At 38.0% G+C, this 24,694-nt stretch carries 24 protein-coding genes, 1 tRNA gene and 1 other annotated feature; of the genes, 17 read left to right on the top strand and 8 right to left on the bottom strand.

Going from position 1 to position 24,694, the window contains the following annotated elements:
* The first annotated feature begins 55 nt into the window (after nucleotides 1-55).
* A complete protein-coding gene (locus IGI38_RS08060; protein WP_438728646.1) occupies nucleotides 56-871 on the top strand; it encodes an aldo/keto reductase in 816 nt (271 codons plus the stop codon).
* Nucleotides 872-1,076: 205 nt separating this feature from the next.
* Complete coding sequence (locus IGI38_RS08055; protein ID WP_438728644.1) at nucleotides 1,077-2,525, top strand: alanine/glycine:cation symporter family protein; 1,449 nt, start codon at nucleotides 1,077-1,079, stop codon at nucleotides 2,523-2,525.
* 49 nt (nucleotides 2,526-2,574) lie between these two features.
* Here the strand turns inward: IGI38_RS08055 and IGI38_RS08050 are convergent, their stop codons facing one another.
* From IGI38_RS08050 to IGI38_RS08040, 3 genes are all read right to left on the bottom strand, one after another.
* Nucleotides 2,575-3,846: an ABC transporter permease gene (locus IGI38_RS08050; protein WP_438728642.1), complete on the bottom strand. Its 1,272-nt coding sequence runs from the start codon at nucleotides 3,844-3,846 to the stop codon at nucleotides 2,575-2,577.
* Nucleotide 3,847: 1 nt separating this feature from the next.
* Entirely contained in the window at nucleotides 3,848-4,525 is a 678-nt protein-coding gene (locus tag IGI38_RS08045; protein WP_438728640.1) for an ABC transporter ATP-binding protein, read from the bottom strand.
* A 163-nt stretch (nucleotides 4,526-4,688) separates the two neighbouring features.
* Nucleotides 4,689-5,414: a gamma-glutamyl-gamma-aminobutyrate hydrolase family protein gene (locus tag IGI38_RS08040; protein WP_438728638.1), complete on the bottom strand. Its 726-nt coding sequence runs from the start codon at nucleotides 5,412-5,414 to the stop codon at nucleotides 4,689-4,691.
* Between the two features lie 216 nt (nucleotides 5,415-5,630).
* Nucleotides 5,631-5,678 (top strand) — a sequence feature (sodium ion sensor (DUF1646 type); this cis-regulatory element may regulate processes involved in with the transportation of sodium ions).
* 50 nt (nucleotides 5,679-5,728) lie between these two features.
* On the opposite strand from IGI38_RS08040, the gene IGI38_RS08035 reads away from it, so the two are divergent.
* From IGI38_RS08035 to IGI38_RS07995, 9 genes are read left to right on the top strand one after another with little or no spacing between them, the layout of a single operon-like run.
* A complete protein-coding gene (locus IGI38_RS08035) occupies nucleotides 5,729-6,052 on the top strand; it encodes a hypothetical protein (RefSeq protein ID WP_438728636.1) in 324 nt (107 codons plus the stop codon).
* Complete coding sequence (locus tag IGI38_RS08030) at nucleotides 6,039-8,000, top strand: V-type ATP synthase subunit I (RefSeq protein WP_438728634.1); 1,962 nt, start codon at nucleotides 6,039-6,041, stop codon at nucleotides 7,998-8,000. The genes IGI38_RS08035 and IGI38_RS08030 overlap by 14 nt, the downstream gene beginning before the upstream one ends.
* An 18-nt stretch (nucleotides 8,001-8,018) precedes the next feature.
* The gene (locus IGI38_RS08025) at nucleotides 8,019-8,489 is read left to right on the top strand and encodes a V-type ATP synthase subunit K (protein ID WP_438728632.1); all 471 of its coding nucleotides are present in this window, start codon (nucleotides 8,019-8,021) and stop codon (nucleotides 8,487-8,489) included.
* A 12-nt stretch (nucleotides 8,490-8,501) separates the two neighbouring features.
* On the top strand, nucleotides 8,502-9,086 hold the full coding sequence (locus IGI38_RS08020; protein ID WP_438728630.1) for a hypothetical protein: 585 nt from the start codon (nucleotides 8,502-8,504) through the stop codon (nucleotides 9,084-9,086).
* A 50-nt stretch (nucleotides 9,087-9,136) separates the two neighbouring features.
* Nucleotides 9,137-10,132 carry a V-type ATPase subunit gene (locus tag IGI38_RS08015; RefSeq protein WP_438728628.1) on the top strand — a complete coding sequence of 332 codons (996 nt, stop codon included), beginning with the start codon at nucleotides 9,137-9,139 and terminating at the stop codon, nucleotides 10,130-10,132.
* The gene (locus tag IGI38_RS08010; RefSeq protein ID WP_438728626.1) at nucleotides 10,122-10,433 is read left to right on the top strand and encodes a V-type ATP synthase subunit F; all 312 of its coding nucleotides are present in this window, start codon (nucleotides 10,122-10,124) and stop codon (nucleotides 10,431-10,433) included. Before IGI38_RS08015 ends, IGI38_RS08010 begins: the two co-directional genes overlap by 11 nt.
* Before the next feature lie 13 nt (nucleotides 10,434-10,446).
* Entirely contained in the window at nucleotides 10,447-12,228 is a 1,782-nt protein-coding gene (locus IGI38_RS08005) for a V-type ATP synthase subunit A (RefSeq protein ID WP_438728624.1), read from the top strand.
* Entirely contained in the window at nucleotides 12,221-13,597 is a 1,377-nt protein-coding gene (locus IGI38_RS08000) for a V-type ATP synthase subunit B (protein ID WP_438728622.1), read from the top strand. The genes IGI38_RS08005 and IGI38_RS08000 overlap by 8 nt, the downstream gene beginning before the upstream one ends.
* A gap of 4 nt (nucleotides 13,598-13,601) precedes the next feature.
* Entirely contained in the window at nucleotides 13,602-14,234 is a 633-nt protein-coding gene (locus tag IGI38_RS07995) for a V-type ATP synthase subunit D (RefSeq protein ID WP_438728620.1), read from the top strand.
* A gap of 54 nt (nucleotides 14,235-14,288) precedes the next feature.
* Here the strand turns inward: IGI38_RS07995 and IGI38_RS07990 are convergent, their stop codons facing one another.
* The gene (locus tag IGI38_RS07990) at nucleotides 14,289-15,692 is read right to left on the bottom strand and encodes an IS1182 family transposase (protein WP_438725998.1); all 1,404 of its coding nucleotides are present in this window, start codon (nucleotides 15,690-15,692) and stop codon (nucleotides 14,289-14,291) included.
* A 137-nt stretch (nucleotides 15,693-15,829) separates the two neighbouring features.
* On the opposite strand from IGI38_RS07990, the gene IGI38_RS07985 reads away from it, so the two are divergent.
* Nucleotides 15,830-17,188: a TrkH family potassium uptake protein gene (locus IGI38_RS07985; protein WP_438728618.1), complete on the top strand. Its 1,359-nt coding sequence runs from the start codon at nucleotides 15,830-15,832 to the stop codon at nucleotides 17,186-17,188.
* Between the two features lie 177 nt (nucleotides 17,189-17,365).
* On the opposite strand, the gene gloA is transcribed toward IGI38_RS07985, so the two are convergent.
* Nucleotides 17,366-17,734: a lactoylglutathione lyase gene (gloA, locus tag IGI38_RS07980; protein ID WP_438728616.1), complete on the bottom strand. Its 369-nt coding sequence runs from the start codon at nucleotides 17,732-17,734 to the stop codon at nucleotides 17,366-17,368.
* A gap of 137 nt (nucleotides 17,735-17,871) precedes the next feature.
* Between gloA and IGI38_RS07975 the strand changes: the two genes are divergently transcribed.
* On the top strand, nucleotides 17,872-18,315 hold the full coding sequence (locus IGI38_RS07975; RefSeq protein WP_438728614.1) for an NUDIX hydrolase: 444 nt from the start codon (nucleotides 17,872-17,874) through the stop codon (nucleotides 18,313-18,315).
* 18 nt (nucleotides 18,316-18,333) lie between these two features.
* On the opposite strand, the gene IGI38_RS07970 is transcribed toward IGI38_RS07975, so the two are convergent.
* Together IGI38_RS07970 and IGI38_RS07965 are read right to left on the bottom strand one after the other, a co-directional pair.
* Nucleotides 18,334-19,683 (bottom strand): HD domain-containing protein, encoded by a 1,350-nt coding sequence (locus IGI38_RS07970; protein WP_438728612.1) that lies wholly within the window; start codon nucleotides 19,681-19,683, stop codon nucleotides 18,334-18,336.
* Nucleotides 19,673-20,482, bottom strand: a complete 810-nt coding sequence (locus IGI38_RS07965; RefSeq protein WP_438728610.1) for a lipoate--protein ligase family protein — start codon at nucleotides 20,480-20,482, stop codon at nucleotides 19,673-19,675. The genes IGI38_RS07970 and IGI38_RS07965 overlap by 11 nt, the downstream gene beginning before the upstream one ends.
* Before the next feature lie 144 nt (nucleotides 20,483-20,626).
* Between IGI38_RS07965 and IGI38_RS07960 the strand changes: the two genes are divergently transcribed.
* A complete protein-coding gene (locus IGI38_RS07960) occupies nucleotides 20,627-21,061 on the top strand; it encodes a DUF1934 domain-containing protein (RefSeq protein WP_438728608.1) in 435 nt (144 codons plus the stop codon).
* 73 nt (nucleotides 21,062-21,134) lie between these two features.
* Complete coding sequence (gene rpoE, locus IGI38_RS07955; protein WP_438728606.1) at nucleotides 21,135-21,743, top strand: DNA-directed RNA polymerase subunit delta; 609 nt, start codon at nucleotides 21,135-21,137, stop codon at nucleotides 21,741-21,743.
* A gap of 287 nt (nucleotides 21,744-22,030) precedes the next feature.
* Here the strand turns inward: rpoE and IGI38_RS07950 are convergent.
* Nucleotides 22,031-22,102 (bottom strand) — tRNA-Arg (locus IGI38_RS07950).
* A 52-nt stretch (nucleotides 22,103-22,154) separates the two neighbouring features.
* On the opposite strand from IGI38_RS07950, the gene rpoN reads away from it, so the two are divergent.
* Nucleotides 22,155-23,456 (top strand): RNA polymerase factor sigma-54, encoded by a 1,302-nt coding sequence (gene rpoN, locus IGI38_RS07945; protein WP_438728604.1) that lies wholly within the window; start codon nucleotides 22,155-22,157, stop codon nucleotides 23,454-23,456.
* Between the two features lie 175 nt (nucleotides 23,457-23,631).
* Complete coding sequence (locus tag IGI38_RS07940) at nucleotides 23,632-24,675, top strand: sugar-binding transcriptional regulator (RefSeq protein ID WP_438728602.1); 1,044 nt, start codon at nucleotides 23,632-23,634, stop codon at nucleotides 24,673-24,675.
* Nucleotides 24,676-24,694: the final 19 nt, after the last annotated feature.

The following is a 24,694-nucleotide window of genomic DNA, read 5'->3' as shown; positions in this document are numbered from 1 at the left end:
TGTTTCAAAGACTCTCACAATAGAGGTGCAATACAAACCGTGAGGAGGAGATTTGATGGACAACATGAAAAAATTAGCAAATGGTATCGAAATGCCTCGGTTAGGTTTAGGTGTTTGGCGTGTAGAAGAAAATGACGCGGCGAATTCTGTCCGATGGGCTATTGATAGTGGGTATCATTTGATTGATACTGCAGCAGTGTACAAAAATGAAAAAGGTGTCGGTGAAGGGATTCGTCAATCTGGAATGAAGCGTGAAAACTTATTCATTACGACAAAGCTTTGGAATGCTGATCAAGGATATGATTCTGTCCACCGAGCTTTTAATGGTAGTTTAGAGCGTTTGGGATTAGAATATGTAGATTTATATTTAATTCATTGGCCTGTTGAAGGAAAATTCAATGATTCTTGGCGAGCAATGGAAGAAATTTATGAAAGCGGTCGAGCAAAAGCAATCGGTGTTTCGAATTTTCATCGACACCACATTGAAAAACTAATGACAACTGCGAAAATAAAACCCATGGTTGATCAAATTGAGCTGCATCCTACTTTGACACAAGTTGATTTGCGTGATTATTTAGAAAAAGAAGGTATTGCTGTTGAGGCTTGGTCTCCGCTCGGACAAGGAAAAATTTTACAAAAACCTACACTTACTGAGATTGGTAAAAAATACAATAAGTCGGCTGCACAGGTGATTATCCGCTGGCATTTGCAAAGTAATACTATTGTCATTCCAAAGTCAGTTCATGAAAAACGGATTAAAGAAAATTTCGATGTGTTTGATTTTGAGTTAAATGCTGAAGAGATGCAGCAAATTGATGGATTGAATATCAACGAACGATTAGGAGCAAACCCTGATAATTTCGATTTCTAATTGAATTGTCAACCTACTATCTTGTTATAAGTAAAACATATGAAGCGGATATTTTCTTATCTGTTTTGTATGTTTTTTTGTAGTTTTCCTAAGTTTAGTTGGATTATATTTCTTATTCAATATGAGCACAAAGAAAATTTTTTCAGTGAAAAAGAGTTTGTGAATTAATTTTATGATAAAATGGCAAGAAAAAGGGAGGAATTTGATGGGTGATATTTTATTGAAAATTAATTCTGTGATTTGGGGTGCCCCGATGATCATATTAATTTTAGGAATTGGTATTATTTTAACTGTTGGTTGTCGGATGATCCAAATTCGTCGCTTGCCTCTATCACTAAAGTACATGGTGAAAAATGAAGAGGGCGGGCAAGGTGATGTCACTAGTTTTCAAGCACTATGTACAGCATTGTCCGCTACAATTGGTACGGGTAACATTGTTGGGGTAGCAACTGCGATCGTTGCAGGAGGGCCTGGAGCACTCTTTTGGCTAGAACTAGCAGGATTGTTAGGTATGGCAACTAAATATGCTGAAGGATTATTAGCGGTAAAATACCGTACTTTTGATGATCATGGCAAAGCATTGGGTGGTCCGTTCTATTACATCGAAAATGGACTTGGTCAAAAATGGAAATGGCTAGCGAAAATGTTTGCCTTCTTTGGAGCGATAGCCGGACTAATTGGAATAGGAACAATCGCTCAAATCAATGGCATCACTTCTGCCGCGGAAACTTTTTTTGATCCTGAAAAGTTAAATACGATTTCATTATTTGGAAATGAGTATTCTTGGGCAGTAGTTATTACTGGGGTTATAGTTACGATCCTTGTTGCAATTGTTTTAATTGGTGGTGTTCAGCGAATTGCAAGAGTTTCAGAAATAATTGTTCCTTTAATGATCGTGATTTACGTGAGTTTGTGTCTATTCATGATCATTATTAATATTACAAAATTACCGGGAGTAATTGTTGAAATTATCCAAAGTGCGTTTGGGTTGCGAGCTGTTTCAGGTGGGGCAATGGGAGCGATGATGATTGCCATGCAAAAAGGAATCGCTCGAGGTATTTTCTCTAATGAGTCTGGTTTGGGAAGTGCTCCGATTGCTGCAGCTGCTGCACAGTCTAAAGAACCTGTACGACAAGGTCTTGTTTCAATGACGGGCACGTTTATTGATACATTGGTTGTTTGTAATATGACTGGTATGGCAATTATTTTAACGGGTGCTTGGAAAACAGGGTTAGAAGGTTCAGCTGTAACGATCTTTGCCTTTTCTGAGGCCTTGCCGATTTCACAAACTATTGCTTCACTTTTATTAATGATTTGCTTGGCCTTCTTTGCCTTCACAACTATCTTAGGCTGGAATTATTACTCTGAGCGTTGTTTAAGCTATCTGACAGGCGGAAACACCAAATTTTCTGCGATCTTTCGCTGGGTATACATTTTTGCGGTATTTATTGGTCCATATTTAACAGTTTCAGCTGTCTGGACAATTGCCGATATTTTCAACGGATTAATGGCATTTCCCAATATCATTGCCTTGATTCTCTTAAGCCCAGTGGTATTTAAAGAAACAAAATCTTATTTTGATCGTTTGTCTGCAGGTGAAATAGAGGAATTTGCATCTGTATCATTGACAGATGCATCCTTTGATGATGAATAAGCGATAAAATAGCAGCGGCAAATTTTTAAATTTGCCGCTGCTATTATTTTTATTCGTAACGTAAAGCATTGATTGGGTCTAAACGAGCTGCACGATTGGCAGGAAATGTTCCGGCCAAAAAAGCGATAAGCATAATGATTAATAAGATTATTAACATGGATGGCCATGAGAACTGCAATAGAGTCAAGCCTGTTAATCCATCTAAAAATGAAGTCGTAGCAAAGTTATTTAGGAAATGCCCCGCAACAACAGCTCCCGCTATTCCTGTAATACCTCCCCAAAAACCGATTAATAATGCCTCGATACTAAAGGTTAGAAAAACTTTGAAACGTCCCATTCCCATTGCTTTCATCAATCCAATCTCACGCGTACGATCTTGGACAGACATGTACAACGTATTGATGATACCAAAGCTTGCGGCCAGTAAAGCGATAGCTCCGAATAAAGTTAATACGCCTGTGATAGCATTGACAACTTGACGAATCATACCGATTTCATCTTCAACAGTCATTGCACTAAAGCCTTTTTTGGTTAAGCGTTTCTTTAACTGCTCAATTTGTTTTCCTGATAAATTGCCATTCATGGTAGCGAAAAGAGTTCCATACTTATTTTTCATATTTTCTGGCATTCCTTTTTCGTTTACACTAACAATTTTATCTGATAATGCTTTGCTCATAATGGACTGACCTTGTTGGATCAAACTAACATTTCGAACGCCTACAATGGTTGCATTTAGAATTTCTTGTTCACCGGTAGCTTGACTGCTGACAGCAACTTTTATCTTTTGATTGAGAGCATCCTTTGCTGTTTTAAATCCTAAAGATTTCATATATTCAGGAGCAATATTAATCTCATAGTTATCGCCAGTGCTATTTACTTCTCGACCAGCTTCTAAATCAATAGAGATGTCACTAACACTTACAGCAGATAGAAGATATTTTTTTCCATCATCTCGTTGGACGTAATCTGTTGATAGGAAATGAAAGGGTTCAACTTTCTTGATTCCTTTTGTCGACTTGATTTTTTCGAGATCCTTTGTTGTCAAATAATCAGCGTCTGTTCCAGATGCTTTATCAGGATCGTATTCTTGGGGATCATCGTCAGTAGACCCCATTTGAGATTCAGGAAAAACCATTAATTGGTCTTCACCACCAACCCCATTAATTTGCCGATCAATGTAATCGTTGACGCCGTTATTGACGCCAGTAGTTAATGCAATCGTGAAGGCTCCGATGAAAATTGCGATCACCGTTAAAACTGTTCGGCCCTTGTTGCGCCATAAATTGGAGCTTGCTGATTTAATAATGTCAAATAGTTTCATGTTAGGCATCCTCCAATAGTAGACCGTCTTTAATATGGATCTGACGATCGCAACGAGCGGCTAATTCTGGATCATGAGTGACAACGATTAACGTAATCCCCTTTTCTTGATTCAAATTGAATAAGAGTTTTTCGATTTTATCCCCGGTAGTTGAATCTAGATTACCTGTAGGTTCATCGGCAAAAATAATGTCCGGTTGATTTACAATCGCACGAGCAATACAAACCCGTTGTTTTTGTCCGCCAGATAAGTCGTTTGCCTTATTATTGGCCTTATCGCTTAGTTCGACAGCTTCCAAAGCATCAATAGCCATTTGTTTTCTTTTTCGACTAGGAATGCCAGCAATTTTTAATGGCAGTAGAACATTAGATAAAACAGTATCTTTAGGATTTATAAAAAATTGTTGGAAAACAAAGCCAAATGTTTCATTGCGCATTCTATTCAAATCATTATTTTTTATTTGTCGTGTATCTTGATTGAGCAACGATATTTTTCCAGAACTTGGTCGATCCAATAATGCTAATATATGCATCAAGGTAGATTTACCTGATCCACTTTTACCAATAATTGCGACGGATTCTCCTTTTTTTATCGTAAAATTAACGCCTTTTAATGCTTCGAAAGTCGACTGCCCGGAACCATAGACTTTTTTCACATCAGTTACTTCAATTGCATTCATTATTTTCCTCCTCTTAGCTAAAAGCTATGGATTGATTCTCCCATAAGTCGAAAATAATAAAATGGTACTAAAGTAGTATTTTTCATTTTTTGTAAAAAAAATGAAGCTATATGGATAATCAATGTGCGGAAGATAAAGAATAAAAAAAGAGTAAATCGATGATTTACTCAAAGTCTTGAACAAAATAATCAAATAAAGATTGTTCTTTAGGATCTTTTTTACAGGTTAGTTCAGGGTGCCATTGCACACCAAGAATTTTTGTGTTTTTTTCTCGGCTTTCTACAGCTTCAACAATATCGTCATGGGCCCAAGCAATAGGTACGAGACTCTCTGCTAAATCCTTGATTGCTTGATGATGATATGAGTTAACCTGAGCGCTCTCACCAAAAAGTGGAGCCAAGGCCGACTCAGTTTTGATAGTGATTGAATGAAGACCGAAATCTGGAACAGTAGGAAACATGTCATGTTTTACTTTCCAATCAGAATATTGAGACAAATCTTGATATAGGGTTCCACCTAAAGTAACATTCAATAGTTGTGTACCACGACAAACCGTAAAGATTGGTTTGTGCTGTTTGATAGCCTCTTTAATTAAGGCCATTTCGAATATATCTCGTTCAATACTTGTAGGTCCCAGTTTTGGATGAGGTTCTTCGTTGTAAAGAAAAGGTGTCACATCCTGACCGCCTGCTAGTAGTAATTTGTCGATCGATGAAATATAATTACTGGCTAACTCAGGATCGCTAATAGGAAATAGGACAGGAACACCTCCAGCTCGGTGTACACCATCGATAAATCCTTGCGGGCTGTAAGTAAATTGTTGATCAAAAAAATCTTGATTATTTTGATAGTGCTGATTTGCTGCGATTCCGATAATATTTTTTTTCAAATCCTACCACTCCTCTATTATTTGATACCACAGACGAAACTCAAAAAGCAAGTAATTTGGTTCTTAATTTTTTACTCATTTTTTCCTTTTGAAAGTCTACTATAGAATGTGGGATAATTTCATTATTCAATGTATGAAATTTTTAACCTTTTTACAAAAAATAGTTACGAGTATTCCTTTTTTTGATATACTATATTCAATGAATAAATACAAAATGGTTGGGCGTAAGCTTCAAGGATCGTGTTCTTCAAGGGGTGAGAAGAATAACTTTGAGAGTTTTGCGCTCTTTTTTTGTATATAAAAGGAGGGTTTGTGTGTTAGAAGCTTTAGAAAAAATAAAATCTGCTGAAGAACAAAATGAAAGAAAAAAAGAAGAATTATTGGCAGGGTTAGTAGCTTATGAGAGAAGTAAGAAGCAACTACTGCAAGAAAAACGTGAAGAGCTAAGAACGAACTTCTCTGCTGTTTTATCAGAGAGGGAAGAATTATTGGCAAAAGGATTGGAGGCTGAAGAGCGAGAACTGACTAGCAATGCAGAAGATGCGATTAAGATGATGGAAGATAAATATCTAGAAAAAAAGGACCAAACGATTCAAAAAATTATTGAAAGGGTGATCTCAGAATATGGCAGTCAGTAAAATGAGTAAGCTGACCTTGATTGCCCAACAGGGATATAGTGAACGAATTCTATCTGCAATTCAGGGATTTCAAGGAGTAGAAATTAGAAATCTTTTTGAGCAAACGGTTAGTAATGATTGGGTAACGGAGTATTTTGACGAAGTAGACCCGCTGTCTAGTCAAGATGTGCTTGGAAGAATTGATTATCAGTTAGAACAAATAGCACATGCTATACAATTCGTAGAGCATCATGGTAGTAGTCGTGAAAAAGGACTTCATCTCAAACGCCAACAAGCTACTCTGCGAAAATTGGAAGAGGATTTTGATGAACCATCACTCTCAGCGGAACTAGAAAGTATTCAGGATTTGGAACAGCGTTTTTCAGATGTTAGTGCAAAACAACAGGATCTATATGACCGTGAAAGCCTTTTGCAAAAATGGCAAGTATTAGACTTTTTACCAAGAGAATACTCACTACACTCGACTAAGTGTTTCTTAGGAACAGCAGATGCAAGTATTTGGAATTTATTAGAACAACAAGTTAAGGATAGACAAATTCATTATGAAATCATTTATAGTGATGAACGTATCGTCAATTTTGTTCTCTTATATTTGCGTGCTGAACAACCAGAGGTTCAAGAATTAGTTCGTCAGTTTAGCGTATCTGTATTCACCTATAATGAACCTCAATTGCCTAAAGCTGAACTTACAATCATTCAACGAGAAATTATTGAGTTAGTTGAAGAGCAGAAAAAATTGGCCCGATTGATTGGTCAGAAAAAAAATGTGATTAAAAGCTTGGAAACCGCGGAAGAGGTCCTGCTAGCTCGTAAAAATCGTTGGATGATCCATGATCGTTTTATTAAGGATGATAAATTATTCTTGCTTCAAGGATGGCTTGAGACGGAGTCTTTCAACGCATTCGAGGATTTTGTGGGTAACTTGATTGGTAAAGAAAATCTTTATTTAGAGATAGAGGAACCTACAGATATAGAAATCAATGAAGAAATTCCGACAAAACTTAAAAATCATGTATTAGTAAAGCCTTTTGAAATGTTGACGGAAATGTACAGTTTACCAAAGTATCACGAAGTGGACCCGACGCCGTGGTTTATGCCTTTTTACTTTGTGTTCTTTGGAATGATGGTAGCCGATGCGGGATACGGTGCATTAATGTTAATAGCTACTACGGTGGCCTTGCGAACAATTTTGCCACGAGGTACTGAGCGATTTATGCGTTTTTTTCAAATTTTAGCTATTCCTACCATTATGTGGGGGCTAATTTATAATTCATTTTTTGGATTTTCGTTAGGTTATACACCTATTCTTTCAACCAGTGAAGATGTGATCAGTATTTTAATTCTATCGATTATCTTTGGAGTAATCCAAATATTTATTGGTCTAGGCTTAACGGCGAAAGAAAACATTAAAGCGAAGAACTATATTGGTGCTGTTTCAGACGGATTTGCTTGGCAAGGAATTATGATTGGAGCAATAGTAGGCGGATTAGGGAAAATGTTGTTGAATAGTCAATCTTTATTTTTTATTGGTGTAATTTTAGCTGTGTTAAGTGCTGTATTGATCATTGTGACACCGATGTTTCAGTCTAAATCAAAGATTAAGGGATTAGCCAAAGGAGCGTATAACTTATACGGAATTACAAGTTACATTGGTGATTTAGTTAGTTATACACGTTTGATGGCTTTGGGAATATCTGGAGGAAGTATTGCCGCTGCATTTAACATGTTAGTGGGATACATGCCGCCGATCGCGCGATTTAGCGTGGGCATAATACTAATGCTCGCTTTGCATGGATTAAATATCTTTTTATCTTTGCTTTCGGCCTATGTTCATGGAGCCCGATTACAATATGTAGAGTTTTTTGGGAAATTTTATGAAGGTGGCGGACGTGCATTCCGTCCATTAAAGACAGAAGAAAAGTATGTAAATATAGAACAAGAAAAATAATTGGAGGAATTTTAGACAATGATGGATTATTTGATTAACAATAGTGGCGGTATTATTTTTGCAATTTTAGGAATGGCGACAGCGACGATTTTTTCTGGGATCGGATCATCAAAAGGGGTAGGTATGACGGGTGAAGCAGCAGCAGCCTTAACAACTAGCCAACCAGAAAAATTTGGTCAAGCATTGATTTTACAGTTACTACCAGGAACGCAAGGATTGTATGGTTTCGTTATTGCCTTTTTGATTTTTACAAATCTATCTAATGATTTGACAGTAGTTCAAGGATTAGGTTACTTGGGGGCGTCATTACCGATCGCATTTACCGGATTATTCTCAGGGATTGCCCAAGGTAAAGTAGCAGCGGCCGGTATTCAAATCTTAGCGAAAAAACCTGAACACTCAACAAAAGGAATCATCTATGCTGCTATGGTTGAGACCTATGCAATTCTAGGATTTGTTATCTCATTCTTGTTAGTCGGACAAGTGTAAGGAGTTTTTTTGATGGAAGCAATCGAAAAGATAGTCGAACAATTGAAACTGCAATCTGAACTGGAGCAACGTCAATTGAAAGAGAAAGAAACAGTTCGGATCGAACAAGAATTTCAAGCAGAATTAGCAGAAATAGAGGCGGAACATCATAAACGCTTGGAAAAAAATCTACAGAACTTGGAAAATAATTATAAACAGGCTACGAATAGGAAACAGGTTGCTCAAAAACAAACGATCCTAAATCAGAAACAAGCTATTTTGGAACGAGTTTTTGTTGAAGTGGTATCTCAGATGGAAAACTGGACAACGGAGCAGCAGCAAGAATTTGCAAACAGCGCTCTAAAAAAAATGCAATTACAAGGTGAAATGGTTTTTGTTCCAGGAGAAAAATCGCAGATGATCTTCACCCAAGAATGGTTGAATAAACAAAAAGGCTCACTTACCTATCAACTAATTCTTGGAAAAGATCCTATTGCTGGTCAAGCTGGATTTGTTTTGGATAAAAATGGCGTGCAATACAATTTTCTATATCAAAGTTTAGTTAGAGAAATTCAGCAGCGAGAGAGTTTCCAAACGGCCCAGTCACTTTTTGAATAAGAAAACTATATAGTTAATTAGTTATAAAACCACGAATTAGGAGGCTTTGAATGAAACAATCTACGTATCATGAATTGAATCCACTGGTTCGTTTGAAAGAATTGGAATTATTGACGCCTGAACTGATGAAGCGAATGATAAAGGCCGAGGATTTGACTGAGATTGAGACTCTTTTTAGAGGAACGATATATGGTGAGTATTTGTCAGATAATTTTTACGAGAGTTTTGAAGAGGCTTTAGGGGAAGCGCAGGAAGATTTGTTAGCTGAATTAGTTAAAATCATTCCTGATCCAAACATTGTTTGGATTTATACAATGCGTTTTACCTTTCATAATCTCAAGGCGTTGATTAAAGCTGATTTGTTAAATCAAAATTTTGACGAACTATATATATATGATGGCTTCTATTCTTTAGATCAGATTAGGACAGCAATTCGAACTGGACAAGCTAGCGGGTTGCCAGATATTTTACTTGAAAGTATTCAAGAGGTTCGAGAGCATTTTGAGGAATCTAACAGCTTACAAGGAATCGATATCATTTTAGATCGCAAATATCTGTATTGCCAACGTAAAATAGCTGATATGATAGATGAGCCAGAATTGACACAAGAAGTTATTAGTTTCATTGATTTTACTAACATCTTGATGGTGGCTCGTGGAATCAATCAGAAAAGAAACCGTAACTTTATGTCAACAGCATTATCGAGTCACGGGAGTATTCCTAAAGAGGAGTTGCTAGATTACGTTGAAGTTGGTTTAGAAGAGTTGACAAACTATCTAAGAACTACATCATATAGCGAACTAATCGAACAAATTATTGAAGATAACATAATGGACTTGAGCCAGTTGGAGCGTCTATGCGATGATTATTTGACTAGTTTTTATGAGACTGCACAAACGCAGGCATTTGGGCCATTGCCGGTGTTAGCATTATTAAATGCGAAGTCGATTGAAACAAAAAATCTTCGTTTGATAATTACTGGTAAAAGAGTCGGATTGACGGATGAGCAGATAAGAGAGAGGATGCGTGAGACATATGGCACATAAGATTGGTGCTATTGGTGATAAAGATTCAGTCTTGCCCTTCAAACTCTTTGATTTTGATACCCGAACTACAAAGGACAAGCAAACCATTCGACAGCAAATCGATGAAATGGCTAAAAATAAGTACGGCATCATTTATATTACTGAAGAATTTGCTCAGCTTGTTCCTGATACAATCAAACGTTATGAGGAAAAGATGATTCCGGCGATTGTATTGATTCCTAATCATGAAGGAACATTAGGAATCGGTAAGTCCATGATTCAAGGACAAGTCGAACGAGCAGTTGGACAGAATATTTTATAAAGGAGCTAATGACTTGCGAGAAGGTAGAATAATAAAAGTATCTGGTCCACTAGTACTGGCAGAAAATATGGAGCAAGCGGCTATTCAAGATATTTGTTACGTGGGTGACCTAGGGGTTATCGGCGAAATTATTGAGATGCGTGGCGATGTTGCGTCTATTCAAGTATATGAAGAAACTGCTGGTATTGGACCAGGAGAACCAGTTAAGACAACAGGAGAAGCACTTTCCGTTGAATTGGGACCAGGGATTGTTTCTCAGATGTTTGATGGCATCCAACGTCCGCTAGACACATTCAAAAAAGAAACTGATAGTAATTTTTTGAGTCGAGGTATTCAGATACCTGCTTTAGACCATACAAAAAAATGGAACTTTGAAGCAACGATTGAAGAAGGAACGGCTGTGTCGGCAGGAGACATAGTTGGAACTGTTAAAGAAACTACGATTATCACACATAAAATAATGGTACCTAATGGAATTAAGGGAACTTTGAAAAAGATTTCATCTGGTGAATTTACGATTGACGATATTGTTTATGTAATTGAAACAGCAAACGGTCCACAGGAATTCTCCATGTTGCAGAAGTGGCCGGTGCGTCGAGGACGCCCTGTATCAGAGAAGTTGAATCCAGAAGCACCAATGATTACTGGTCAGCGAGTCATTGATACATTTTTCCCAGTTGTAAAGGGTGGGGCAGCTGCAGTACCCGGACCATTCGGGGCTGGAAAAACGGTCGTTCAGCATCAAATTGCTAAATGGGCCGATGTAGATATAGTGGTATACGTAGGTTGTGGCGAACGTGGGAATGAAATGACTGATGTATTGAATGAATTCCCTGAATTAGTTGATCCTACAACGGGTGAGTCTTTAATGGAACGAACGATTTTGATTGCTAATACCTCAAATATGCCTGTGGCTGCACGGGAAGCCTCCATTTATACGGGGATTACGATTGCCGAATATTTTCGCGATATGGGATATAACATTGCGATTATGGCTGATTCTACTTCGCGCTGGGCAGAGGCTCTGCGCGAAATGAGTGGACGCTTGGAAGAGATGCCGGGTGATGAAGGATATCCAGCATATCTAGGGAGCCGTCTAGCAGAGTATTACGAACGTTCAGGACGCGTTATTGCTTTAGGTAATGATGGTCGTGAGGGTTCAATTACTGCAATTAGTGCGGTATCGCCTTCCGGTGGTGATACTTCTGAACCAGTGACGCAAAATACGTTGAGAGTTGTAAAAGTTTTCTGGGGCCTAAGTGCCACACTTGCTCAGCAACGTCATTTCCCAGCTATTGATTGGTTACAAAGCTATTCTTTATACTCTTCCGAAGTCGGAAAGTATTTAGACAATGATTTGCAAGCAAATTGGTCACAAATGGTTACGGAAGGTATGCGGATGCTGCAAAAAGAATCAGAACTAAATGAGATTGTTCGTTTAGTCGGAATAGATTCTCTATCAGAAAAAGATCGTTTGACGCTTGAAGTCTCGAAATCGTTGCGAGAAGACTACTTGCAGCAAAATGCTTTTGATGATATTGATACTTTTACATCAAGAGAAAAGCAATTCAAAATGATTCAAAATATTTTGACCTTCAATAAGGAAGGGCAACGAGCTTTAGAGCTAGGAACTTATTTGAAAGAGATTATGGATGGGACGGTTACATTACGAGATCGCATCGCTCGAAGCAAATATATCCCGGAAACCGCGCTAGACAAACTGGATCAAATCAATTTAGATATTATATCTGAAATTCAAGCGATTGTTGCTGAAGGAGGAATGACCAATGATTAAAGAATATCGCACCATCAATGAAGTGGTCGGACCTTTGATGGCAATTGATAAAGTAGAAGGAATCAAGTATGAAGAGTTACTGGAGATCCGATTAAATAATGGCGAATTGCGCCGTGGTCAGGTATTGGAGATCCATGAAGATAAAGCTCTAGTTCAAATTTTCGAGGGAACGAGTGGTATCAACCTGAAGGAATCCACGGCTCGCTTTTTAGGTCATCCGCTAGAACTAGGTGTTTCTGAAGATATGGTTGGGCGTGTTTTTGATGGATTAGGTCGTCCAAAAGATGGCGGACCAGAAATCTTAGCTGAAAAGAATGTTGATATCAATGGTGAGGTAATCAACCCTGTTTCTCGAGATTATCCCGATGAGTTTATTCAAACGGGTATTTCAGCGATCGACCACTTAAACACATTGGTTCGCGGACAAAAATTGCCAGTATTTTCAGGTTTTGGTTTGCCTCATAAGGAATTAGCTGCGCAAATTGCTCGTCAAGCAACAGTTTTAAATAAAGATGATGATTTTGCAGTTGTATTCGCTGGTATTGGAATCACTTTTGAAGAAGCAGAATTCTTCATGGAAGATTTTCGTCAGACGGGAGCAATTGATCGTTCTGTCGTCTTCATGAACTTAGCAAATGATCCGGCAATTGAACGGATCGCGACACCACGGATGGCTTTAACCGCTGCGGAATACTTGGCATACGAAAAAGGCATGCACGTACTTGTTATTATGACGGATATGACCAACTATTGTGAGGCATTACGTGAAATTTCAGCTGCTCGTCGTGAAGTGCCAGGTCGTCGTGGATATCCCGGGTACCTATATACCAATTTAGCCACATTATACGAACGTGCCGGTCGAATTCGCGGTTTGAAAGGTTCGGTTACTCAGATTCCAATTCTGACAATGCCAGAAGATGATAAGACTCATCCGATTCCCGATTTGACTGGGTATATTACGGAGGGGCAGATCATATTATCGCGAGAATTGGATAAAAATGGTATCCAACCTCCAATCGATGTTTTGCCCTCGCTTTCTAGGTTGAAGGATAAAGGAACTGGTGAAGGCAAAACTCGCAAAGATCATGCACCTACAATGAATCAATTATTTGCGGCGTACGCACAAGGAAAACAAGCAAAAGAATTAGCGGTTGTGTTAGGTGACTCTGCATTATCAGATGTTGATAAAATTTATGCAAAATTTGCGGAGCGATTTGAAGAAGAATATGTTAATCAAGGTTTTTATGAAAATCGTTCGATCGAAGAGACTTTGGATCTTGGTTGGGAACTTCTGGCGATGTTGCCACGTACAGAATTGAAACGGATTAAAGATGATATGTTGGACGAATATTTAACAGAAGGAGTTTGATCCTATGGTGAAATTAAATGTTAATCCGACACGAATGGAACTCACGCGACTAAAAAAGCAACTGACGACTGCTAGTCGAGGACATAAGCTTTTAAAGGATAAGCAAGATGAGCTGATGCGCCGTTTCATTTTATTAGTCAAAAAAAATAATCAAATGCGTGGCGAAGTTGAAGACGAGCTACAACAAGCGATGAAGAATTTCTCGGTAGCAGATGCTTTGCTGAATGATAAGTATATTGAAGAATTATTAGCTGTTCCTAAAGAACGGGTAACTCTTGATGTGATCGAAAAGGATATTATGAGTGTTAAAGTACCAATAATGAATTTTCAACATGAATCGGAATTATCAGATGATCCGCTGGAATATGGCTTTCTGAATTCAAATGATGATTTAGATCAGAGCATTAAGAAGTTCACGACGGTATTGCCCAAACTATTGGAACTGACTGAAATTGAAAAAACTTGTCAATTGATGGCAAAGGAAATTGAAAAGACTCGACGTCGAGTGAATGCATTGGAATATATGACAATTCCTCAACTTGAAGAAACGATCTATTTTATCCAAATGAAATTGGAAGAAAATGAACGCGCGGAAGTTACTCGCATGATAAAAGTTAAAAATATGGGTACTACTTGAGAAAGTAGTACCTCAGACTGTAGACAAAAGACGTCCCAAACTCTTGATTTGAGTTTAGGCCGTCTTTTTATCTGATTTCTTACGAAATTCAGAACAAAAAAATAAAGGCTCTTTGCCTTTCCATAACCAAGTGGCCAATTTCTTTAAATTCATTGCAGCAAACACTAGCATCGTATGCGTCGCAACTTTTTCCAAGCCTCGATACTTGGTCCAACGCATTCCATGCTTTTCTTTTGCATCCGCAAATATTCGTTCAATCGTTTCTTTTCGTTTTCTGTAAATGGCTTTATTCAAGTCTGTCAGACGAAGATGCTCTATCTCATCCATCAAAGCTCCCCAAACATGTCTTGTGATGACTCGTTGATGATTCTTACTTTTGGTACATTGTTTTAGTAAAGGACAGTGGACACATTCTTTTGGATTAGATTTGTATTCTCGGTAGCCTTCTCGAGTAACCGTTGAAAAATTGAGCATTTGATCCTGCGGACAAATATAACAATCAAAATACTCGTCGTAGAGAAACTTATTTTTTAATAACAGGTCCTTTTTCCCTTTGGACCTTGAATAAGGCAAACAAGGCCGAAGGTTCAAATGAGTCAAAAAGTGAACAAACTTTGGTGTCTTATAGCCGGCATCCGCAACCACTCGTTTGATTTCTGGAAAAAGTCTCTTCGATTGTTTGACGAGTTGAAACGCGACTTGACTGTCATGAATATTTCCTGGAGTCACGATTGTGCTGAGAACAAATCCGTTGTCGTCGCATGAGGTATGGGCAGAATAAGCAAATTGTTTTTCTCGTTCGCCTTTGACGTAGTAGCCGCTTTCCGGGTCAGCCTTACTTATTTTTCTTTCTTTCAGCTTCACTTCCTTTTCTAAGTCCAAAGTAAAAGGGCGTTTTCCGGCTTCGATTCGTTGGCGATTGATTTCATCTTCTAGTTCATCCTGATAGGCTTTCGCTTCATCATGCGTCATTTCTTTCGTAAACCTATGTTTATTGGCATTGGCTTTGATGTGAGTCGAATCAAGATACAAATTATCTTCTGTTACAAAACCGGCTTTAATTGCTTGTTCCAAAATATAAGCAAAAATATCCTCAAACAGTGTCGTTTCTCTAAACCGGCGTACGTAATTTTTTCCAAAGGTTGAAAAATGGGGGATTTTCTCTTCGAAAGAATAACCTAAAAACCAGCGATAAGCGACATTGGTGTCGACTTCCTTGATGGTTTGTCGCATGGAACGGATGCCGAATAAATATTGGATAAACACTAATTTGATCAGAATCACCGGATCAATACTTGGCCTACCTAAATCGGAGTAAGTGGCTTCGACGATTGGATAAATAAATTCAAAATCAAGCGAGGCGTCAATCTTTCGAACGAGGTGGTCTTGAGGGACCAGGTCATCAATCGTGAGCATCGCGAATTGATTTCTGCCGTTCGTATTTTTTTTAGACATCATAAATACCACTCCTTGTATTCGGTTTCATAAATCTATTATAAAAGAAAAGACTGTAGACAGCATCCATAAAGTGGACTTTGTCTACAGTCTGGGGTACTACTTGAGAAAGTAGTACCTTTTTTTGAAGGTAGGACTTTATGAACAAAGAAAAACGCTGGCCATTTAAAATATACCCTATTCAATTTATTGCGTTAGGCTTTGGAGGAATTATTTTAATTGGCAGCTTATTGCTGACATTGCCGGTATTTTCCCAGTCTGGGAAAGGGACTCCCTTTATCGATACATTGTTTACGGCAACATCAGCTACTTGTGTGACAGGATTAACGACTCTTACAACTAACGAGCATTGGAATATGGGGGGACAACTGATTATTTTATCTTTGATCGAAATTGGCGGACTTGGCTTTATGATGATGCCGTTTATTTTTTTCGCGTTGATGAAGAAAAGAGTAGGTCTATTAACCAGAATAATTTTACAAGAATCGTTAAATTTGGATAGTTTATCTGGAGTGATGAAACTCATGTTTTATATATTTCGTTTCGCAATGGGATTTCAGTTATTAGGTGCGATTTTATTAGCCTTTGATTTTATCCCGACATATGGTGTTGCAAAAGGTTTGTGGTATTCGATTTTTCATTCTATCTCTGCTTTTTGCAATGCAGGATTTGATTTGTTTGGTGATAGTTTGATAGGGTTTAAAGATAATGCTTATGTGTTGCTGGTTATTTCGGGATTGATTATTGCAGGAGGATTAGGTTTTATTGTTTGGCAAGATTTAATGAATTTTCGTAGGACGAAAAAACTTAGTTTGCATAGTAAGTTGGCTCTTACTGTTTCAACAAGTCTATTGATTATTGGAACACTGGTCTTTTATGTTTCAGAATCAGGAGGGTACTCTATCACAGAAGACTCTTCGGCGATCGATCGTTTTGCTAATATGTTTTTCATGTCAGTAACTGCTCGTACAGCTGGGTATTTTTCTGTGGATTATGGAAATGTCAGTCAAGCGGGAATTCTGTTCACAATCGTTTTAATGTTCATTGGAGGAACCCCCGGTTCTACGGCAGGCGGATTGAAGACGACGACTTTTGGTGTTCTATTGATTCAAACAATTTCAATGTTGAAGGGAAGGGAACATGCGGAGGTTTTTCGACGCACGATTCGTCCTTCGGTAGTTTCCCGTGCCCTCACGTTGTTTTTTATCACTTTGAGTTTATGTATTGCTGTAACCATGTTGATGTCTGTTACTGAAATATTGCCGCAATATCGTGGAATAGAATACCTGTTGTTTGAAACGTTTTCTGCATTCGGAACGGTTGGATTGACGATGGGATTAACTCCAAGCTTGAGTCTTATGGGGAAACTTTTGATTATTGGTTTAATGTATATCGGTAGGGTCGGTATTTTGACAGTTGGCTTCTCCTTGACAATGCGCTTAATGAAAACTAATGGTGGACACTATAAGTTACCAGAAGAAAGTGTCATGATTGGCTAATGATAGCCGCAGGTTCGGTTTGTGATTCAGAAGAAATGCGTTATCCTTCCGATGATTTGTTTAATAGTGGATTATTGATTACTGAGGTTGCTTTGTTCCTTTGGGTACTTTCTATTTTAATTAAAATTTAAAACAAAAAAATAAGCCAACTCCGTATAGAGCAGGCTCATATCTTTTTTAGCGAATAACTTCTATTTTGTAGCCATCAGGATCCGTGATGAAATAGTAAGAAGGGTCAGTACCTGGTAACCCCTTCATATCAGTTACGTTAAACCCTTTAGCTTTTTGTTCGCCATGAAGTTTTTCAATATCTTCAGAGCGAATCGCGATGTGGCCATAGCCGTCACCTAAATCGTATGCTGCATGATCGTAATTATAGGTAAGCTCCAATTCATAATCATCACCTGGTAAAGTTAAATAAACTAAAGTGAATTTTGAATCTGGGAAATCACGGCGGCGAGACTCAACAAAGCCGAATGCTTCTTGATAAAATTTTACAGATGCTTCCAAATCTTTTACCCGAACACAAGTATGTGCCATTTTCATAAATAGATATCCTCCTAATAATTATTAATTTCATGATAACATAAAAATTCAATTTGCCAGTATTTATGCTCAGCGGTTGTTTATGAGTTTTTTTTAATGTAAACTAACAAGTAAATACTTTTAGCAGGAGGGCATCAATGATCCCAGTGTTTGGCGTAAAGGAAGCTGAAAAGAATTATCAAGCGCGCTATGCAGCTTACGCGATTTTAGTGAATGATGAAGAGGAAATTGCACTTGTACAAGCTCCTAATGGTGCATTTTTTTTACCTGGAGGAGAAATCGAGGGGAATGAAACGAAAGAAGAGGCCATCGAACGTGAAATGCTAGAAGAATTAGGCTTTGAAGTAGTTTTAGCTGATTACTTAGGACAAGCTGATGAATACTTTTATTCACGTCATCGGACGACCTATTTCTACAATCCGGGTTATTTTTATTCCACCAAAAGTTGGGTACAAGTTTCTGAACCTCTGGAGGAAGGAAATAACAGCAGCTGGGAATCGCCAAAAAAAGCGATTGAGTTATTAAAACGCGGCAGTCACAAATGGGCCGTAGAAGAATGGTTAAAAAAGAACACTTTCTGAGCGAAAGTGTTCTTTTTTTTATTCTACTAGAGAGCCATTTCTAATATGTTTAGCGAATGCTTGATAATAGTCATCGAACAGGTCGGAGTTTTTACTATCTTGTTGTGTCATTTCTTTTGGATAATAAAAACGAACATCACCTTGTCCTTGACCAGTCAGTGCTGACACTAATTGACTGGCCTTTGATAATTCGATTAACGTGCCATCTTTTTGCATTAATTCGATCTGAGTTCGATGGCTACCTTTTTCTGGATGGTAAAGATCATATGGCAGGTCATAGCTGGAATTGATAGCAGTATAGTAACGAGGGTTAAAACCAGCTTTCTCAACTAATGCTTTCATTTCAATTAATAATGGGTTCTCACTAGAATCGATAGTTATAGATTTCAAGGGCTTTCTATTTAAAAAACGATAAGCTAAGTCACTCAAAATCAAATCCTGTTCATCCATCCATTGAGCAAAATAGGTATTTAATACACCATCATCTAGTTTCAGATAATCCTCTAATGAAAATTCTTGATTCAAAAAAGGAATCAAGAATTGCGAATGGAAAGAAAAGATTTCCGCATCCTCTTGATACAATTCGTGTGCACGATCTAACAAATGCTCTAATAACACTTCCATCGCTCGAGAAACTGGATGAAAATAAACTTGAACATACATTTGATAACGGCTGACGATATAGTCTTCTACCGCATGCATTCCATTCATCGAAAAAGCGATTCCTCCTTCATAAGGGCGAATAACTCGTAAAATTCTGGTTAAATCAAAAGTACCGTATTCGGTCCCCGTGTAGTAAGCATCTCGTAATAAGTAATCCATTCGATCGGCATCAATTTGGCTTGAAATCATTTGGACAACTTGTGGATTTTCATAAGTTTTAGTAATCACGCTGGCAACTTTTTCGGGAAAACCTTCTTCAACATTATTCAAGATTTGGAATACTTCTGTTTCTGGTGAAGTGATGATAGCTACGGTTAGGGCCTCGTGATCAGTGTGAAAGATGTGTTCAAATGTATGAGAATAAGGACCATGTCCAATATCATGCAACAATGCCGCACATAATGCGACTAAGCGATGAGAGTCGTCCCAGCCATCTTTCCCGTATTTCTCGTTAGAATAGTTCCGTTGGAAAATATCACAAATTCGACGAGTGATATCATAAACACCTAAAGAATGGGAGAAACGACTGTGTTCTGCCCCATGAAAGGTGTAAGAGGTCGTTCCCAACTGCTTTATTCGTCGCAAGCGTTGAACTTCCTTAGAATTAATCAGATCAAGGATCACCTGATGTTGGACGTGAATGTAGTTATGAACGGGATCACGAAAAACTTTTTCTAGTGGAAGCATTTGATATTTATAAGTCATTGAGAACCTCCTGAATAATCAAGTTTCGTTGCTGCATATTTTCAATGCGGCGTTGGTATTCTTTTAATTGATAGAAGTTTGGTAGAAAACTTGTTTGATCATTGTGAGACATCACCTGCAGCAGTTCTTTTTTTACCGAGTCAACTGTTACATTTACTGGAGCTGTGTCGTTCAGTGTTGTCATACTTGTTGGATTAACTGCGGGATACTCGTTTCCAAACTTTTCCTGCAATCCACTTTGATAATAGGAACGAACAAGCTCACCACGAAAATTTTGGTCACCGTTGACACTAAGGTACATCATGATTGCTACACCATCTTTGACTCGTCGTTGGGCAATACCAGCAATTTTCTTTCCATTAATAGAAAGGTCATACTTTCCTGGACAATATGAATCACGAACTTCACCAATTTGTAATCCCAACTTGCCAAAACTGGTGTGCTCTAGCCAGTCTACCATTGCTTCGTACCCATCATAAATTGATAAGGTGGAAATCGTATCCTTAGGAAGAATCAAAGAAACATTTAATATTCCGGAATCATTGACTACTCCTAAGCCTCCAGCGTTACGTAATAGTAAATGATAGTTTTTCTTTTTAATGGTTTTTAATGCTTCATTGAAATAGTTGACACGGCTATCTTTCATTCCTAAGATTAAAGTTTGCGGCAGTTGCCAAAAATGAATAATACGTTGATTTCGATCTCCGCTGAATTCTGTCAGCACATCAGTCAAAGCAAAGGGATTGAATAAATCCTGTTCTGGGAGCATACCTTGATCAAAAAGTAATGCCTTTTCCATCTAATCTTCCTCTCGTTCCTTGTTTTCTCTTTCTATTATAAACAAAAATACGGAAAGCAAGTAATTAAGCCACTTAAAAAGAAGAAGTAGTTGACAAAAAAAGCAAAACCGACAAAAATAAATAGTGGAAGGAGTGGAAGCTCTGTGAATATAAAAGAAGGCATTCCCGCAAAAATAAAAGTTCAAACGAAGGTCACTCAAAACAATGAGACAGAAGACTTCGTATTTGATCTCCCTGGTCAAGTAGTCAAGATGGGAGATACCCTGTACATTCGTTACAAAGAAGTACAACCTGATGGACAAGAATTTCCAGTTACTGTAAAAGTAACACCAGACTCACAAGTACAATTGATTCGTTCTGGTGAAGGGCGAATGAGGATGCGTTTTGCATATCGCGAAAAAATGGAAACAAACTACAAAACTCCTTTTGGCACCTTTATGATCTCGACCTATGCAAAAAATTTACATGTGAGTTTAAAGGATCGTCCATTTTCAGGTATTATCAACATTGATTATGCGCTTTATATGAAGGAAGAAAAAGTCGGTGATTATCATTTGGTACTGGAATTTACTACTTAAGTATAAGAAAGGTTTGCTTTTTAGTCTTTGATTTTGTATGATAAGGAGTAGACTTTGAAAGGACGTGTCATACTTGGAACTTAGTATTTTTGATGGTTTGAACAAAGATGAATTATCAATGATTGAAGTGGCACACGCAATTCTGGAAGAACGCGCAGATGTAATGGATTTTTCGGATCTAGTCAATCAAATCCAAAACTATCTTGGCAAATCAGACAGTGAGATTCGTGATGCATTAGCACAATTTTATACCGATTTGAATATTGATGGAAGTTTTATTTCTCTAGGAGATAATCGCTGGGGATTACGTTCATGGTATGCAATTGATTCAATTGATGAAGAAGTAAACCATGGCTTAGAAGATGAAGAAGAAGACAAACCACGTCGTAAAAAACGTAAGAAAGTCAATGCTTTTATTAATGGTGATGAAGACGCAATTGACTATAACGATGACGATCCTGAAGATACGGATCTGTTAGCTGACGATGAAGAAGATGAAATCGACGACGATGACGACGATGATGATGACGAAATCGCAGCATACAACTCTGATTTACAAGAAATCGGTGCTGATGCGAATGAAGACGACGAAGAGGTTGTCCCAGGCGGAATCGAAGATGATCTAAGTGTAATCGATGATGACGATGATGAATTTGAAGAAGAAGATGGAGAAGAAGAGTAGATCAATTGATCTACTCTTTTCTTTTTTTCTGGCCAATGAGGCCTATATCTACTATAACGAATGACATGAAATGATTGCTTTAAACGATCAAGAAAATGCTCAACTAAGTAGGAGAATAATCTTAAATAAATAGAGTACTATTTCGTATATTCATTTGGCAAGAGGCATTAGTTGAATGAAAATTGATAAGTATCCATTAAAAAAGTATAATGGGTTTTACGGAGTGGTACTAATTCAATTGAAAAAAGAAACGACACTCCTCAAAAAAGAGAAGTGTCGCAAAAGTACGCGCCCTGAGGGAATCGAACCCCCGTCTCAAGAACCGGAATCTTACGTGATATCCACTACACTAAGGGCGCAAGCACGATTATTAGTTTAGCATATAATTTTAAAAAAACAAGGGGAAAGTCTATGAAGTTTCAACAAGGGTATTCGCAAAAGCAACAACAAACCCAAAAATTGGCGATGACACAGGAATTGCAGCAAGCCATTCAAATTTTACAATTTAACACTGAAGAGTTGCAAGATTATGTTGAAACGGTCTCTTTAGAAAATCCACTGTTTGAAGTAGTCGCACCAAAAATCCAAAGTGACTTGATGCAAATGCATAGTGGAGCAGTTAAGGAAGAGTCGTTCATCCAGATTGCCGATCATCCAGTTTCTTTATTTGAACATTTGATCAATCAAATTCACTTGAATTATCGAGATACTTTAATTCGTGAAATTATGTTAGTACTAGTTGAGTATATTGATGTGAATGGCTACTTGAAGGTTGACGAAGAAGAGATCAAACAGGAATTAAACGCCACAGATATTCAATATCTTGATGCCTTAACACTGCTGCAACAATTAGATCCACCTGGTGTAGCTGCTAGAAATTTACAGGAGTGTTTGATGCTGCAAACTGAACAGGATGATTATGCACCAGAGTTGGCGTATCTTCTATTAGAAGAATCCTTTGATGCGATTGCTAAAAGAAAATTTGAACAAATAGCAAAGTCTTATCAAATCAGCTTGGTGCAAGTTCAGCAGATTCTTGACTATATTCGAACACTAAACCCCTTTCCAGGAGCAAGTTTTGGAGGTCAAGACTCAAATTTCATTATTCCAGATCTGACATTGGTAAGAAGAGAAGGTCAATTAGTCGTTCTATCGAATAAGCGTGGACAACTGCGGCTAAACTTTCAAGAAAATTATTTTAATCGTTTGAAACAACAGGCTGATGAAGAAACAAAAATTTATTTAAAGGAAAAGCTCCAGCAGTTCGAGTGGTTGAATAAAACGCTAGGCCAACGAAAAGATACGATTCTTGAAGTTGGAAAGATCATCGCTCAACATCAGGCACATTTTTTTGAAGAAAAGCAGGGGGCATTAAAACCATTAATGTTGAAAGATGTTGCGAAACAATTGGAGGTTCACGAGTCAACGATTAGTCGCGCGGTGAATGGTAAATATATCGAGACTGATTTTGGGGTCTTTGAATTACGAAGCTTTTTCGTAAACAAAGTGAATGACGAAGATACGTCTGCTGACGAAGTCAAACAAATGATTGCTTCATTTGTTGAGCAAGAAGATAAACGTAAACCATTATCCGACCAAAAGATTGTTGAATTGCTCGCAGAAAAGGAACAGAAAATATCTCGCCGGACGGTTGCAAAGTATCGAGATGCACTAAATATTCCCAGCTCATCGAAAAGAAAACGTTTTGATTAGGCCAAGTAAAAAAACTTGGCTTTTTCCTTGCGTAGAAGGTATAAAACTGTTACACTTTGTCATGTAAGAAATCAACAAATTCCAAAAGAGTAATTTGATTTTCTTATATTTTTTTAGAATTCATGGGTCGCTAAAAGTCTATGAGGGACTACTTAAGTCCAACGGAGGAATTCCTTTGTTAAGTGAATTAAGAGTGCTTGAAGCAGTCGCCCCTGATGTATTAGAGGTCGTAAAAAAAAGATATCGCATTATGCAGAATATTTTTTGGATGCAGCCTATCGGTCGGAGAAACTTGGCTGATTCATTGGGTCTTACTGAACGTGTTTTACGGAGCGAGACAGATTATCTTAGGGACCAGCGTTTGATTGATGCGACAAAGAGCGGTATGTTGTTAACTGAAAAAGGTGAAGGGCTGTTGCAACATCTGGAACTATTGATGGAACAGTTCACTGGCATGGATCAGTTAGAAAAGCAACTTGCTTCATTTTTTAAAATTGAACGTTGTTTGATTGTTTCTGGTAATAGCGATGAACAGGAAAAAGTGATTGGTGAATTTGGGGAACTAGTTGATGAAGCATTACAGCGTCAATTACCAGATGGCCGAAATATTATTGCAGTAATGGGTGGAACGACGATGGCCGAAGTTGCCAGACATGTGAGCCCGTTAGAAACAGCAAAACGGCACAATCTCTTTGTTCCAGCTAGAGGTGGGATTGGTGAATCAGTGTCAATCCAAGCAAACTCAGTGAGTGCGTTGATGGCAGCAAATGCTCATGGCGAGCATCGCGCATTATATGTACCGGAACAATTAAGTGAAGAAGCGTATCATACACTGCTGAAAGAACCTTCGATCAGAAGTGTCTTGGCGATGATTAAAGAGGCTAACTGTGTTGTTCACAGTATTGGTCGAGCCGTGCATATGGCGGCTAGACGGAAAATGTCGGAAGATGAGATTGTTCGTCTAAAACAAAAAAATGCTGTTGCAGAATCATTTGGTTACTTTTTTGACGAGAATGGAGAAATCGTTCATAAAGTGCCGCGTATTGGATTATCTTTAGAAGATATTCAAAAGATGTCAACGGTTCTCGCAGTCGCTGGTGGTAAAAGCAAAGTAAAAGCCATTACAGCTTACATGAAAAATGCTCCAAAACAGACGTGGCTCATCACCGATGAAGCTGCTGCAAACGAGATTTTAAAAGGGACAACCCCTTTAAAATAAATATATTTTTTGATTCCAT

The sequence above is a fragment of the Enterococcus sp. AZ128 genome, assembly GCF_051714485.1.
Lineage (GTDB): Bacteria > Bacillota > Bacilli > Lactobacillales > Enterococcaceae > Enterococcus_A.
The sequence above is the reverse complement of the archived record's forward strand: the minus strand, read 5'-3'. Positions and strand labels throughout refer to the sequence as shown.

What these genes read in the sequence shown, in the direction of transcription:
- IGI38_RS08050 (WP_438728642.1), bottom strand. Translation starts at nt 3,846, where the DNA reads ATGAAACTATTTGACATTATTAAATCAGCAAGCTCCAATTTATGGCGC.
- gloA (WP_438728616.1), bottom strand. Translation starts at nt 17,734, where the DNA reads ATGAAAATGGCACATACTTGTGTTCGGGTAAAAGATTTGGAAGCATCT.
- IGI38_RS08000 (WP_438728622.1), top strand. Translation starts at nt 12,221, where the DNA reads ATGATTAAAGAATATCGCACCATCAATGAAGTGGTCGGACCTTTGATG.
- IGI38_RS08015 (WP_438728628.1), top strand. Translation starts at nt 9,137, where the DNA reads ATGAAACAATCTACGTATCATGAATTGAATCCACTGGTTCGTTTGAAA.
- IGI38_RS08030 (WP_438728634.1), top strand. Translation starts at nt 6,039, where the DNA reads ATGGCAGTCAGTAAAATGAGTAAGCTGACCTTGATTGCCCAACAGGGA.
- IGI38_RS08010 (WP_438728626.1), top strand. Translation starts at nt 10,122, where the DNA reads ATGGCACATAAGATTGGTGCTATTGGTGATAAAGATTCAGTCTTGCCC.
- IGI38_RS08055 (WP_438728644.1), top strand. Translation starts at nt 1,077, where the DNA reads ATGGGTGATATTTTATTGAAAATTAATTCTGTGATTTGGGGTGCCCCG.
- IGI38_RS07975 (WP_438728614.1), top strand. Translation starts at nt 17,872, where the DNA reads ATGATCCCAGTGTTTGGCGTAAAGGAAGCTGAAAAGAATTATCAAGCG.
- IGI38_RS07990 (WP_438725998.1), bottom strand. Translation starts at nt 15,692, where the DNA reads ATGATGTCTAAAAAAAATACGAACGGCAGAAATCAATTCGCGATGCTC.
- IGI38_RS08025 (WP_438728632.1), top strand. Translation starts at nt 8,019, where the DNA reads ATGATGGATTATTTGATTAACAATAGTGGCGGTATTATTTTTGCAATT.
- IGI38_RS08045 (WP_438728640.1), bottom strand. Translation starts at nt 4,525, where the DNA reads ATGAATGCAATTGAAGTAACTGATGTGAAAAAAGTCTATGGTTCCGGG.
- IGI38_RS07995 (WP_438728620.1), top strand. Translation starts at nt 13,602, where the DNA reads ATGGTGAAATTAAATGTTAATCCGACACGAATGGAACTCACGCGACTA.
- rpoN (WP_438728604.1), top strand. Translation starts at nt 22,155, where the DNA reads ATGAAGTTTCAACAAGGGTATTCGCAAAAGCAACAACAAACCCAAAAA.
- IGI38_RS08020 (WP_438728630.1), top strand. Translation starts at nt 8,502, where the DNA reads ATGGAAGCAATCGAAAAGATAGTCGAACAATTGAAACTGCAATCTGAA.
- IGI38_RS07985 (WP_438728618.1), top strand. Translation starts at nt 15,830, where the DNA reads ATGAACAAAGAAAAACGCTGGCCATTTAAAATATACCCTATTCAATTT.
- IGI38_RS07965 (WP_438728610.1), bottom strand. Translation starts at nt 20,482, where the DNA reads ATGGAAAAGGCATTACTTTTTGATCAAGGTATGCTCCCAGAACAGGAT.
- IGI38_RS08060 (WP_438728646.1), top strand. Translation starts at nt 56, where the DNA reads ATGGACAACATGAAAAAATTAGCAAATGGTATCGAAATGCCTCGGTTA.
- IGI38_RS07970 (WP_438728612.1), bottom strand. Translation starts at nt 19,683, where the DNA reads ATGACTTATAAATATCAAATGCTTCCACTAGAAAAAGTTTTTCGTGAT.